This window comes from Actibacterium sp. MT2.3-13A (assembly GCF_018139985.1).
Classification (GTDB): Bacteria; Pseudomonadota; Alphaproteobacteria; order Rhodobacterales; family Rhodobacteraceae; genus JAGSOU01.
In genome coordinates, this window is record NZ_JAGSOU010000011.1 from 78844 (window position 1) to 91768 (window position 12925).

A 12925-nucleotide genomic window follows, 5' to 3' on the forward strand; every position below is an offset into this window, starting at 1 on the left:
AGGCATTCATGGACGACCAGACCCGCATCGAGATCGAGGCCGCCGCCTTCCGTCGGCTCCGCAAACACCTGCTCGAAGACCGTCCCGACGTGCAGAACATCGACCTGATGAACCTCGCCGGCTTTTGCCGCAACTGCCTGAGCCGCTGGTATCAGGAGGCCGCCAACGAGCGCGGCATCGAGATGACCAAGGACGAAGGCCGCGAGGCGTTCTACGGCATGCCCTATTCGGAATGGAAAGAGAAAAACCAGACCGCGGCCAGCGCCGAGAAACAGGCCGCCTTCGAGGTCGCCTTCCGCGAGAACGTGGGCGAGGACAAGGGCTGAGCCCCGTCTGACCTGGATCAACGCGGGCGCCCCTTGCCATGCTATCCTTGCCCAAGGACAGGCGGGGGAGGAACCATGCGCCCGGCAGATCAGTTGGCCCATTTCGTGGCCGAGGCCCTGAAGGCGGGGCGCACGCGCGCGGAAATCTCCGCCGCCCTGCATGAGGCCGGATGGACCGGGACGGAGGTCGCCGGCGCATTGGATGCTTGGGCCGAGAGCGCCTTCTCGCCCCCGGTGCCGCGCCCGCGCCCCTATGTCTCGGCGCGCGAGGCGTTCCTCTATGCGCTGATGTTCCTGGCGCTGGCCATGACCGCCTGGAACATCACCACGCTGGGCTTCGAGCTGATCGAGCTCTGGCTGCCCGACGTGACCGACAGGTTCAGCCGCTACAACGCCCAGTCCGTCCGCTGGTCGATCTCGGTGCTGGTGGTGTTCTTCCCGCTGTTCCTGGTGATGAACGCCCGCGCCCAGCGCGCCGCCCATGCCGACCCCGGCCAGCGACGCTCAGCCGTGCGCAAATGGTTCGGCTACATCACCCTGTTTCTCGCCGCCATCGCGCTGCTGGGGGACCTGATCGCGGTGATCTACGCGCTGCTCAGCGGCGACCTGACCGCGCGCTTCCTCGCCAAGGCGGCGCTGGTGGCGCTGACCGCAGGGCTTATCTTCCTCTATTTCCGCGGCGAGATGGGGGAGGCCCGCGATGCGCACTGACAGGCTGGCCCAGATCGCGCTGGCCGCGCTGGTCGCGGCGCTGGTGGTGTTCGGACTGCTGACCGTGGGCGGCCCCGGCAAGGGTCGGATGGAGAGGCGCGACGCGACGCGCCTGTCGGACTTGCAGGATCTCGGCCAATACGTCCGCTGCGTGGCCAACACCCAGGACAAGACGTTGCCAGCGGGCCTCGCCCCGGTGGAGACCTGCCAGCGCGAACTGCGGCTGGCCGATCCCTTCACCGGCGCACCCTACCTTTATCAACGCGTCTCGGACACCGCCTACCGGCTCTGCGCCGGGTTCGAGGACACCGGCTGGGTGGCCGAGGCCCGCGAACGCGACCTCGACCCCGCCACCGGGTGCCTGCAATTCACCTACACGCCCTGAGGCGCGCGGCTCAGATCGCCGACTTGCGGCTTTCCTCGATATAGATCTCGCGCAGCCGCACCGCGACCGGGCCCGGCGCACCGCTGCCCACCTTGACCCCGTCGACCTCGACCACCGGCATCACGAAGGTCGAGGCCGAGGTGATGAAGGCCTCGTCGGCGCCCTGCGCCTCCGCGATGGTGAAGGCGCGCTCCTCCACCTCCATCTGCGCCTCGCGGGCGAAGCGCAGAACGGCGGCGCGGGTGATCCCGTGCAGGATGTCGTGGGAAAGGTCGCGGGTGACGATCTTGCCGCCCGTGACGATATAGGCGTTGTTGCTGGTGCCCTCGGTCACATGGCCGTCCTCGACCAGCCAGGCGTCGTCGACGCCCGCCGCCTTGGCCATCATCTTGCCCATCGAGGGGTAGAGCAGCTGCACCGTCTTGATGTCGCGCCGGCCCCAGCGGATATCGTCGATCGAGATCACCTTGATCCCGGTCCTGGCGGCGGGGCTGTCGGCGAGGCCCGGCTTGGACTGGGTGAACAGCACCAGCGTGGGCTTGACCACCTCGGGGTCGGGAAACACGAAATCCCGGTCGCCGGCCGAGCCGCGCGTCACCTGCAGGTAGACCCCGCCTTCGACCACGTTGTTGCGCGCCACCAGCTCGCGATGGATCTCCAGCAGGTCGTCGAACGCGGCCGGCTTTTCGATGTCCAGCTCGCTGAGCGAGCGTTCCAGCCGCGCCAGGTGGCCGTCGAAGTCCACCAGCTTGCCGTCGAGGACCGAGGTCACCTCGTAGACCCCGTCAGCCATCAGGAAGCCGCGGTCGAAGATCGAGACCTTCGCCTCCTCTTCCGGCAGGTAGTCCCCGTTCAGATATACGGTGCGGCTCATGGTCGTCTCCTATCCCCAGAGGCCGGGTTCCGATGGATGCACCCCGGCCGCGTCATAATGCAATGGCTCCGCCCGGTCTTCGGCCAGAAGTAGCGGTCCGTCAAGATCCGTCACCGCCGCGCCCTGCGCGACCAGCACCGCCGGCGCCATGGCCAGCGACGACCCCAACATGCAGCCCACCATGATGCCGTAGCCCTCGGCCCGCGCCGCCGTGCGCAGCGCCAGCGCCTCGGTCAGCCCGCCCGTCTTGTCGAGCTTGATGTTGATCAGGTCGTATTTGCCCTTCAGCCCGGGCAGCGAGGCGCGGTCGTGACAGCTTTCGTCGGCGCAGACCGGCAGCGGGCGGTCGATCTCGCCCAGCATGCCGTCCTGCCCCGCCGGCAAGGGCTGCTCCACCAGCGCCACCCCCAGCCGCACCAGATGCGGCGCCAGCTCGGCATAGACATCGGCGCTCCAGCCCTCGTTGGCATCGACGATGATGCGCGATCTCGGCGCGCCCGCGCGCACCGCCTCCAGCCGCGCCATATCGCCCTCGCCGCCCAGCTTGACCTTCAACAGCGGCCGCTGCGCGTTCCGCGCCGCCGCCGCGCGCATCTTCTCGGGGGCCTCCAGCGACAGGGTGTAGGCGGTGATCTCCGGCCCCGGCGCGGGCAGGCCGGCCAGCTCCCACACCCGCTTGCCCGCGCGCTTGGCCTCCAGGTCCCACAGCGCGCAATCCACCGCGTTGCGCGCCGCCCCCGCCGGCAGCGCCTGCTGCAGCGCCGCGCGGTCCGACGGCAGCGCCAGCCCCTCGATCTGCGCGGTCACGCTCTCCAGCGTCTCGCCATAGCGGGCATAGGGCACGCATTCGCCCCAGCCCTCGAAACCGCCGTCGCTCACCCGCACCGTCAACACCTTCGCCTCGGTCCGCGACCCGCGCGAGATGGTGAAGACCTGCGCCAGTCGGAACACCTCCGGCGTCACGCTGATCCGCATCGCACCACTCCCCTTCTTCTGGCCAAAAATATCCCCGCCGGAGGCATCCGCCCGCGCCGCGCGCGCTGCCGCCGGGGGCAGTATGATCAGATCGCCGCCAGCGCGTCCACCAGCCGCCCCGCGCCCTGCCGGAACGGGTCGACCGCGGGCAGGCCCATGCGCGCCTCGGTCTCGGCCAGATAGGCCAGCGCCTCCTCCTCCGACATGTGCTGGGTGTTGACCGAGATCCCCACCACCTGGCAGGCCGGGTTCACCACGCGCGCCAAGGTCAGCGCCACGTCGCGCAGCGCCTCGAGGCTGGGCAGGGAATGGCCCGGCAGCCCGCGCATATGCGCGCGCGTCGGCTCGTGGCTGAGGATCAGCGCATCGGGCTGGCCACCGTGGATCAGCGCCAGGGTCACGCCCGAATAGGAGGCATGGAAAAGCGATCCCTGCCCCTCGATCACATCCCAGTGGTCGGGGTCGTTGTCGGGCGTCAGCCACTCGATGGAGCCGGCCATGAAATCCGCCACCACCGCATCCAGCGGCACGCCGCCGCCGGTGATCAGGATGCCGGTCTGGCCGGTGGCGCGGAAACTCGATTTCATGCCCCGTTCGCGCATCTCGGCGTCCATCGCCAGCGCGGTATACATCTTGCCGACCGAGCAATCGGTGCCCACCGCCAGCACCCGCTTGCCGCTGCGCCTGACGCCGCCCGCGATGGGATAGTCCACCTCGGGCACCCGAACGTCGTGCAATTCGCGCCCGCAGGCCGCGGCCACGGCCACCAGGTCGGGCTCATCGCGCAGCAGGTTGTGCAGGCCGGAGGCCAGGTCGAAGCCCTCCTCCAGCGCCGCCACCAGCACCTTTTTCCACGCTTTCGAGATCACCCCGCCGCGGTTGGCCACGCCCACCACCAGGGTCTGCGCCCCGGCCGCGCGGGCCTCGGCCAGCGTCATGTCGGGCAGGCCGAGATCGGCCTTGCAGCCGTCCATGCGGAACTGGCCCACGGCATTCTCGGGGCGCCAGTCCTTGATGCCCTGGGCGACCTTGGCGGCCAGCGCATCGGGCGCGTCGCCCAGGAAAAGCAGGTAGGGGGTCTTGATCATGGCAGCGGCCCTCGATTGCGTTGCGTTTGCACCAGCTTAACGGAGAGGCCCGGAATGTCTTTTTGAAGTCTGGCGCGAAGGATACCAGAATTCGAATATTCTTCGACGTATCTCCTGGTTGATAGATTATTCTTGCGTGCGCTGGCCAGAGTGTCGCGGAATTCTCCGCACCGGCCTCGCCCATTCTGCGCCTGCAAAACACAGCTTGAAGCGAGGCGCGCAATATTCTACCAAACGCGCAATCCAAGGCGAAACATCATTACCGGAAAGGCCGCTCATGAGCTTCCGCATCCAGCCCCAGCCCCCTGCCCGCCCGAACCGCTGCCAGCTGTTCGGCCCCGGCTCGAACACCAAGCTGTTTCCGAAGATGGCCGCCAGCGCCGCCGACGTCATCAACCTCGACCTTGAGGATTCGGTTGCGCCTTCGGACAAGGACATGGCCCGCGCCAATGTGATCGAGGCGCTGAACAGCATCGACTGGGGCAACAAGACCATGTCGGTGCGGATCAACGGGCTGGACACGCCCTACTGGTACCGCGACGTGGTCGACCTGCTGGAACAGGCCAGCGAGCGGTTGGACCAGATCATGATCCCCAAGGTGGGCTGCGCGGCGGATGTCTATGCCGTGGACGCCCTTGTCACCGCGATCGAGGCCGCCAAGGGCCGGCAGAAGAAGATCGGCTTCGAGGTGATCATCGAATCGGCCGCCGGCATCGCCCATGTCGAGGAGATCGCCGCCGCCAGCCCGCGCCTGCAGGCCATGTCCCTGGGGGCGGCCGATTTCGCGGCCTCGATGGGGATGCAGACCACCGGCATCGGCGGCACGCAGGAGAATTACTACATGCTGCACGAGGGCCGGAAACACTGGTCCGACCCGTGGCACTGGGCGCAGGCCGCGATCGTGGCCGCCTGCCGCACCCATGGCGTGCTGCCGGTGGACGGGCCCTTCGGCGATTTCAGCGACGACGAGGGCTTCATCGCGCAGGCCCGCCGCTCGGCCACGCTGGGCATGGTCGGCAAATGGGCCATCCACCCCCGGCAGATCGCGCTCGCGAACCAGGTCTTCACCCCCTCGGACGAGGCCGTGTCCGAGGCGCGCGAGATCCTGGCCGCGATGGAAGCCGCCAAGGCCAAGGGCGAGGGCGCGACCGTCTACAAGGGCCGGCTGGTCGACATCGCCTCGATCAAGCAGGCCGAGGTGATCGTGCGCCAGGCCGAGATGATCGCCGCGGGCTGAAGCCGGGAAAAGGGCGCATGCGATGCGCATGACGTCCATATGCCTCTGATGCACGGGAACGGGGCCCGCGCGGGCCCGGTTTCTGCGCGGCGCGCAAAACGAACGGCATGGGCGAATTCGCCACGCGGCGCGGCGGCACGCAGGACGGGGGCGCCATGACCCTTTGGCCGGCCCTCGCACTCGACATTGCAAATCCGCCCCTGCGAGGTCATATAGCCTGCGACCACAGATGGAGCGCCGCGATGAACTATCTCGAGTTCGAAAAACCCCTGGCCGAGATCGAGGGCAAGGCCGAGGAACTGCGCGCCCTGGCGCGCGCGAATGAAGAGATGGATGTCGAACAGGAAGCGGCGGCGTTGGACAAGAAGGCCGCCGACCTGCTGCGCGACCTCTACAAGAACCTCTCGCCCTGGCGCAAATGCCAGGTCGCACGCCACCCCGACCGGCCGCATTGCCGCGACTACATCGAGGCGCTGTTCACCGAATACACGCCACTCGCCGGCGACCGGAACTTCGCCGACGACCACGCGGTGATGGGCGGGCTCGCCCGGCTGGGGGACCGTCCGATCATGGTGATCGGCCACGAGAAAGGGCACGACACCAAGACCCGGATCGAGCGTAATTTCGGCATGGCCCGCCCCGAAGGCTACCGCAAGGCGATCCGGCTGATGGAACTGGCCGACAAGTTCAAGCTGCCCGTCATCACCCTGGTGGATACTCCCGGCGCCTATCCCGGCAAGGGGGCCGAGGAGCGCGGGCAATCCGAGGCGATCGCGCGCTCGACCCAGAAATGCCTTGAGATCGGCGTGCCGCTGATCTCGGTCATCATCGGCGAGGGCGGCTCGGGGGGCGCGGTGGCCTTCGCCACGGCGAACCGTGTGGCGATGCTGGAGCATTCGGTCTATTCGGTGATCTCGCCGGAGGGCTGCGCCTCGATCCTGTGGAAGGATGCCGAGAAGATGCGCGAGGCCGCCGAGGCGCTGCGCCTGACCGCGCAGGACCTAAAGAAGCTGGGCGTGATCGACCAGATCATCGACGAGCCGCTGGGCGGCGCGCAGCGCGGCCGCAAGGCGGCGATCGCCAGCGTCGGCAAGGCGCTGGAGGCGATGCTGGCCGAGTTCGACGGCAAGGATCGCAAGGCGCTGATCAAGGACCGGCGCGAGAAATTCCTGAAGATGGGCGCCAAGGGGCTGGCGGCCTGAGCGGCCCGCACCTGACACGAATTTTCCGCGGAAATTCAAGCGATCTTGCGCAGAAAGATCGGCTTTCCACATGGTCTCTTCGGCGCGCCCGGCCCATTCGCGGTCGTCGCCGCGCCCGTCGATCTCGCCCGGCGCCGGTTGGCCGGCGTTGTCGTCGCGCCAGTCGGGCAGCAGCAGGGTCTGAGGGTCTCCTGAACTACCGCACGGTCATCGCCGCGCCGCCTTGTGCAGCGCAGGTTGGCCGGGGCGCCCGTGGAGCACCTCCGGCGTGACGGCATCCTCGATGAATTCCTGTCAGCCGATTTGCCGGAAACCGGCCTCGTCCATCAGCCGATCCGAGGCGGTCTCGATCTCGTCCTCAAGCCGCGCCATGAAGGCGCCGGTATCCATCCCCGCGGGGATGCGCGGCAGGAATTCCACCACCGCCAGCCCCGGCTTGCGGTAGATGCCGGTGCGCGGCCAGAACACGCCCACATTGGTGGCCGCCGGCACGCAATCCCGTCCCATCTCGGCATAGAGAACACCGGCGCCGATCTTGTAGGGCTTGTCCACGCCCGGGGCGACGCGGGTGCCTTGGGGATAGATGATCAGCTGTCCGGGCTTCTGCTTGCCATCCTTCACGCCGCGCATCATCTGGCGGATCGCCTCGGCCCGGCGGCCGCGGTTGACCGGAATGCAGCCGATGCGCAGGGCATACCAGCCCAGGAACGGCGCCCATTTGAGCGAACTCTTCATGATGAACTTGGGCCGGGGCGTGACGCTGACGATCAGGATGATGTCGAAGAAGCTCTGGTGCTTGGAGGCGATCAGCACCTCGCCAGAGGGCACCTCGCCCCGGATCTCCGAACGCAGCCCCACCATCCAGCGTGCCGTCCAGCGCACCCAGCGGCAATAGGCATGCGCCGCGTGGAAGGCCCATTTCCGCGAGACCAGCGCGAAGGGCGTGAAGGCGACGGCGTAGACCGCCATCATCAGATACATCTGCCCCACGAACAAAAGCGAGCGCAGCCATTGCACGGCGTATTTCATCAGGTGATCTCCCTTAGCACGCGAAGCGCGGCGGCGCGGGTGGCCCAGAAGGCGACGAAAGCGGCCGCCGGCGGGATCAGCAGCGGCAGCGCCCAGTCCGCCCCGGCAAAGCCGAGCCCGGTGAGGAAGCCACCCGCCGCGTCGGCCTCGGGCAGGAAGGCGATGGCCACCATGCCCAGCGCCGTGCCCGCCCCCGCGCCCTGCAGCGCCCGGCCGGCGAAGCGGCGCACGAAGGCGCGCGCGATATAGACGTCCCGCGCGCCGACCAGCCGCAACACGGCGATCACGCGGGCATTGGCGGCCAGCGCCGCCTTGGCCGAAAGTGTGATCATCGCCGCCGTGGCCAGCGCGATCAGCCCCAGCGAGATCATGCCCAGCGCGCGCAGCCGGCCCGCGGCCCGCACCAGCGGGCGGCGCCAGCGCGTGTGATCGTCGAACACCGCGCCCGGCGCCTCGCCCGCCAGCCGCAGGCGCAGCCCGGCGGCGTCGTAGCCCGCGCCGTCCTCCGTGACCTCGATCAGCTGCGGCACGGGCAGCTGCGCGACCGGCAGGTCGGGGCCGAACCATGGCTCGAGCAGCGCGCGCTGTTCGGCCTCGGGCAGGACGCGGGCGGTGGCGATGCCGGGGGTGGTGCGCAGGATCTCCATCACAGCGGCGACCTGCGCCTGCATCTGCCCCTCGGGGGCCGAGATGCGCACGGTGGCGGTGCGCGCCAGCGCCTCGGACCAGCGGTCGGCCAGCCGGCCCGTGGCCAGCGACAGCGCCAGCGCGAAAACCGCGAGGAACGCCATCGCGGCGGCGGTGAACACGGTCAGCCAGACGGTGAAGCCGGTCGGCGGCACCACCCGGTCGGCCTGCCGGTCGCCGGCCAGCAGCACGCGCAGGCGCTGCGCCGCGCTCACAGCTCGGCCCCCGCGAGATGCAGGCGGCGGTCCTTGATCCGCAGCACGCGGGCCGCGACCTGCGCCTTGGCGGCGCGGATCAGTGCAAGGTCGTGTGTGGCGATCAGCACCGCCTTGCCCATCTTGTTGAGCTCCACCAGCAGCGTCAGCAGGCGCTGCGACATCTCCCAGTCGACATTGCCGGTGGGCTCGTCGGCGAGGATCACGTCGGGGGCCATGATGACGGCGCGGGCCAGCGCGGCGCGCTGACGCTCGCCGCCCGACAGCTCGGGCGGCAGGGCGTTGGCGCGGGCGGTCAGCCCAACCCAGGCCAGCAGCTCGCGCAGGTTGCCCTCCTCGGACAGCCCGGCGCGGCCGGAGACGGTCAGCGGCAGGGCGACGTTCTCGTCCAGCGGCAGATGGTCGAGGAAGGCACAATCCTGGTGCACCACCCCGATGCGCTGCCGGGTGCGGGCGATGTCGTCGCGGCTCATGCCGCGCAGGTCGCGACCGAACAGGCCGACCCGGCCGGAGGTGGGCAGCAACTCGCCGTAGCAGAGCTTCAGCAACGTGGTCTTGCCCGCCCCCGATGGCCCGGTCAGGAAATGGAAGGACCCCGGCACCAGCTTGAGCGAGACGTCCGACAGCAGCTCCCCCCCGCCATAGCTGTGGGCGACGTTTTCCAGCTCGATCACATGCGCCTCCGATCCCGTTCGCAGCCGTTTTGCCCGTTCCGGGGCGCGGTTTCAATCGCGCGCGCGCAAATCCTTTGAATCCCCCGCCTTTCTGATACAACATGAGCCAAACAGAGACAGAGCCGAAGGCCCAAGGCTGGTCACGGACGAAAGGGACGAGATGCGGCTGGTTTGCCCGAATTGCGACGCGCAGTATGAGGTGGATGACGCACTGATCCCGGCCGGCGGGCGGGATGTGCAATGTTCGAATTGCGGCCATACCTGGTTCCAGCGCGCCGCCGGAGAGCCTGAGCCCGAAGCCGAAGAGATGGCCTGGGCGGAGGGGATCGCCGAAGAGCCGGATTACGAGGAAGAGGCCGAGGCCGCGCCGGAGCCTGAGGCCGAACCCGCGCCCGAAGAGGCGCCGGGCCCGCGCCGGCAGGTGCTGGACGAATCGCTGGCCGAGATCCTGCGCGAGGAGGCCGAGCGCGAGCGTCGCGCCCGCGAGACCGAGGCGCAGGCCGGCACCTGGGAAGAGCAGCCCGATCTCGGCCTCGACGAGACCACGCCCGCCCCGGGCCGCCAGCGCCCCGAGCCGCAGGAGCACGTCGCGCGGCTGCGCGGCATCGAGCCGGAGCGCGCCGAGGCCGGGCCGCGCCGCGACCTGCTGCCGGATATCGAGGAAATCAACTACACGCTGCGCTCGACCTCCGAGCGCAAGCGCGCCGGCGCCCCCGAAGGCGCCGAGGCGGAGGAGACCGCGCCGGACCGCGGTGGCTTCGGCCGGGGCTTCAGCCTGGTGGTCGTGCTGGCGGCGATGGCGCTGGCGGCCTACGTGCTGGCGCCGCAGATCGCCGAACAGGTGCCGCAGCTGAAACCGGTGCTGAACGGCTATACCGAGGCGGTGGACCGGATGCGGATCGGGCTGGAGGTGGTGACGAACCTGCTGATCGAGAAGATCGCCGCGCTTACCGGCTGATCAGAACCGATCCAGCAGCCGCCGCAGGTAATCGAGCTCGATCTCGGGACGGCCCTGCTCGGAGGAGCGGCGGCGGATCTCGTCCAGCAGTTCGCGCGCGCGGCCGTAGACATCCTCGCCCTGCAGCAGGTTTTCATCGGTGCCCAGCGGGCCCTGCGCGCCGCGCTCGCGGCCCAGCGGGTCGCGCTGCGCGTCCGAGCGGGCCTGGCCCGTCGCATCGCCCTGCTGGCCCTGCTGGCCCGGCTGGCCCTGCTGCTCGGCCAGCGCCTCGCCGAGGTTCCGCATGCCCTCGCGCAGCGCCTCCATCGCCTCGGCCTGGTTGTCCAGCGCGCCGGCAATGTCGTCGCCGCGCAGCGCCTCTTCGGCGCCGTCCATCGCCCGGCCTGCGCGGTCGAGCGCGTCGCGCGCCGCGCGGCCCGCTTCGCCGCCGAGGCCGGGCAACTGGCGCTGCTGGCGATCGAGTTCGCGGCGCAGGGCGCGCTGGCGGTCGGCGAGGCTCTGGTCGCCCGGCTGGCCGCCCGCGCCCGGCCGCTGCTGCCCCTCGGCCTGGCCCTGCCCCCCGGGGGCCTGACCGAGGCCGTCCTGGCCCTCGTTCTGGCCGGCATCGGCGCCGGGGTTGAACTGTTCCTGCAACTCGCGGAAGGCATCATCGGACAGGCCCTGCTGGTCGCGCAGGGTCTCGGCCAGTCCCTCCATGGCCTGCTGGCCCGGGCTCCGCTGGCCCTGCCCCTGGCCCTGGGTGACCTGCATGTTCTCCATCATCTGGCGGAGCTGGTCGAGAAGCTGCTGCGCCTCGGCCATGCGGCCCTGCTCCATCAGCTCCTGGATGCGGTCGAGCATCTGCTGGAGCTGGTCGGGGGTAATCTCCTGCATGTTCTGGTTCTCGGCCTGGTCGGTCTGCTGGCCTTCCTGCTGCGACTGTTCGGCCAACTGACGGATGTAGTCGCGCATGGCCTGCTGCAGTTCCTCCATCAGCTCGGCGATCTCGGCCTCGTCGGCGCCGCGCCGCATGGCCTCGGACAGGCGGTCCTGCGCGCGGTTCAGCCGTGCCAGCGCATCCGACAGGCCGCCATCCTCAAGCATCACCGCGATGTCCCACAGCACCTGCGCGATCTCGTCCCGTGTCCCGGCGTCGAGATCGTCCTGAACGACCGCAAGCCGCCGCATCGCCACGCGCAGCGGCAGGTAGGCCGCGCCGTTGCGGAACACCTCGTCGGGGCGGTGGGTGAGCGCGCGCAGGACCTGCACCACGCGCGGCGCGTTGGCGCGGGTCCAGAGCAGGTCGCGCCGCATCTCGATCAGCGCCGCCGCCATCGGGTCGAAAAACCGCCGCCCGCCGAGATCGGACTTGATCGGGCTGCTCTGCCCGGTCTGGCCCAGCGCGTCCTCGACCTCGAACAGCATCTCCACGGGCAGCCGCGCCCAGGGGTGCTGCGAGAAATTCTCGACCAGCGTCTCCTCGAAACCGGTGCGGTCGCCGGTGATCGGCATGGGCAGGTCCACCACGATCGCCGCGCGCGGCTCGGGCACGGCCGCGAGGCCGTAGCGGCGATCGACGGCGGCGAGATCGAGGGAGATCGTCACCCGGCCCGCGACCACGCCGTGATCATCCCGGGCCAGGAATTTCTGCTGGATCTCGCCGCCGCGGCCGCGCTCCATCCGGGCGGCGATGGTGACGGTGGGGGGGCGGTCCGGCTCCATCACCACGTCCCAGGCCTGCCCGCCGGGGCCGGCGATCTCAAGCGCGCCGCTTTGCGCCACATCGAAGCGGCGGGTCATCGCGTCCTCGCCGGGCGGCAGCGGCGCGCCTGAGACGGTTTCGCGGATCTCCAGCGCGCCGGGCTGGCCGTAAAGGCGCAGGGTGACGCGGCTGCCCTGTGGCACGCGCAGCCGCGCCTGGGCGATGTCGTTGAGATAGAGGCCGGGCTTTCCGGTGTAGGCCGGAGGCTCGACCCAGCCCTCCCAGGCCGGGCCGCCGGCCAGCGCCGCGCCCGGCGCGCCAAGGCTGTCGCCCACCGTGCCGACGCGCCAGAGCGAGCCGAAGATCAGCGCCACCGCCAGGCCGATCACCGCCACATAGCGCAGCCCGTAACGGTCGCGCGCGGACAGGCGCAGGTCGGGGCTGACGGCGCGGGCCATCTGCACGCGCTCGGCCATGCGGGCGACATGGGCGCGCCAGACATATTCCGAGCCCGCATCCCCCGCCCCGATCGCCTGCGCGTCGCTGAGCGCCGTGATCGGGCGGCCGGGCAAGGTGGCGTCGAGCCGGGCCAGAGCCTCGGCCCGCGCGGGAAAACGGAAGCCGCGCAGACCCGCGATCAGCGCCCAGAGCGCGGCCAGCCCCACCGCCGCCGCGGCGGCGATCACCGCCCCGCGCCCGGCGCTGTCGTGCCAGCCGAAGAGAAGCGGCACCAGAGCGGCGAAAACGATGGACCAGAGCGGCCAGAAGGCGCGGGTTGCACGCTCCGCCAGCATCCCCCACAGGGTCAACCGCAGCGGCCATTTCAGCCGCTTCAGCGCCATCTCCGGGGTGTGGGTCAGGTCGGTCATGCTCCGTTCCGGCA

At 69.9% G+C, this 12925-nt stretch carries 13 protein-coding genes; 6 read left to right on the forward strand and 7 right to left on the reverse strand.

Features of this window, described 5'->3' with window-relative positions; all coding sequences use genetic code 11:
• Positions 1–8 precede the first annotated feature (8 nt).
• The 3 genes from KCI33_RS11415 (at position 9) to KCI33_RS11425 (ending at position 1422) form a co-directional block, all read left to right on the forward strand.
• Positions 9–326, forward strand: coding sequence for a DUF1244 domain-containing protein (locus KCI33_RS11415; protein WP_212524919.1), 318 nt, complete (start codon positions 9–11; stop codon positions 324–326).
• A 75-nt stretch (positions 327–401) separates the two neighbouring features.
• Positions 402–1037, forward strand: coding sequence for a DUF5671 domain-containing protein (locus KCI33_RS11420; protein WP_212524920.1), 636 nt, complete (start codon positions 402–404; stop codon positions 1035–1037).
• The gene (locus KCI33_RS11425; RefSeq protein ID WP_212524921.1) at positions 1027–1422 is read left to right on the forward strand and encodes a hypothetical protein; all 396 of its coding nucleotides are present in this window, start codon (positions 1027–1029) and stop codon (positions 1420–1422) included. Before KCI33_RS11420 ends, KCI33_RS11425 begins: the two co-directional genes overlap by 11 nt.
• A gap of 10 nt (positions 1423–1432) precedes the next feature.
• Here the strand turns inward: KCI33_RS11425 and KCI33_RS11430 are convergent, their stop codons facing one another.
• From KCI33_RS11430 to dgcN, 3 genes are all read right to left on the reverse strand, one after another.
• Entirely contained in the window at positions 1433–2296 is an 864-nt protein-coding gene (locus tag KCI33_RS11430) for a D-amino-acid transaminase (protein WP_212524922.1), read from the reverse strand.
• A gap of 9 nt (positions 2297–2305) precedes the next feature.
• Positions 2306–3271: an N-acetyl-D-Glu racemase DgcA gene (dgcA, locus tag KCI33_RS11435; RefSeq protein WP_212524923.1), complete on the reverse strand. Its 966-nt coding sequence runs from the start codon at positions 3269–3271 to the stop codon at positions 2306–2308.
• An 86-nt stretch (positions 3272–3357) separates the two neighbouring features.
• Positions 3358–4359: an N-acetyltransferase DgcN gene (gene dgcN / locus KCI33_RS11440; RefSeq protein ID WP_212524924.1), complete on the reverse strand. Its 1002-nt coding sequence runs from the start codon at positions 4357–4359 to the stop codon at positions 3358–3360.
• A 277-nt stretch (positions 4360–4636) separates the two neighbouring features.
• Between dgcN and KCI33_RS11445 the strand changes: the two genes are divergently transcribed.
• The gene (locus tag KCI33_RS11445; RefSeq protein WP_212524925.1) at positions 4637–5596 is read left to right on the forward strand and encodes an L-malyl-CoA/beta-methylmalyl-CoA lyase; all 960 of its coding nucleotides are present in this window, start codon (positions 4637–4639) and stop codon (positions 5594–5596) included.
• Between the two features lie 242 nt (positions 5597–5838).
• Positions 5839–6798 (forward strand): acetyl-CoA carboxylase carboxyltransferase subunit alpha, encoded by a 960-nt coding sequence (locus tag KCI33_RS11450; protein WP_212524926.1) that lies wholly within the window; start codon positions 5839–5841, stop codon positions 6796–6798.
• Between the two features lie 294 nt (positions 6799–7092).
• Here KCI33_RS11450 and KCI33_RS11455 read toward each other — a convergent pair whose 3' ends face one another.
• From KCI33_RS11455 to KCI33_RS11465, 3 genes are read right to left on the reverse strand one after another with little or no spacing between them, the layout of a single operon-like run.
• The gene (locus KCI33_RS11455) at positions 7093–7827 is read right to left on the reverse strand and encodes a lysophospholipid acyltransferase family protein (protein WP_212524927.1); all 735 of its coding nucleotides are present in this window, start codon (positions 7825–7827) and stop codon (positions 7093–7095) included.
• The gene (locus KCI33_RS11460) at positions 7827–8729 is read right to left on the reverse strand and encodes a cell division protein FtsX (protein ID WP_212524928.1); all 903 of its coding nucleotides are present in this window, start codon (positions 8727–8729) and stop codon (positions 7827–7829) included. The genes KCI33_RS11455 and KCI33_RS11460 overlap by 1 nt, the downstream gene beginning before the upstream one ends.
• Complete coding sequence (locus KCI33_RS11465) at positions 8726–9403, reverse strand: ATP-binding cassette domain-containing protein (protein ID WP_212524929.1); 678 nt, start codon at positions 9401–9403, stop codon at positions 8726–8728. Before KCI33_RS11465 ends, KCI33_RS11460 begins: the two co-directional genes overlap by 4 nt.
• 160 nt (positions 9404–9563) lie before the next feature.
• Here KCI33_RS11465 and KCI33_RS11470 point away from each other — a divergent pair, with 160 nt between their 5' ends.
• Positions 9564–10361, forward strand: coding sequence for a zinc-ribbon domain-containing protein (locus KCI33_RS11470; RefSeq protein WP_212524930.1), 798 nt, complete (start codon positions 9564–9566; stop codon positions 10359–10361).
• Here KCI33_RS11470 and KCI33_RS11475 read toward each other — a convergent pair whose 3' ends face one another.
• Positions 10362–12911: a TIGR02302 family protein gene (locus KCI33_RS11475; RefSeq protein WP_212524931.1), complete on the reverse strand. Its 2550-nt coding sequence runs from the start codon at positions 12909–12911 to the stop codon at positions 10362–10364.
• Positions 12912–12925: the final 14 nt, after the last annotated feature.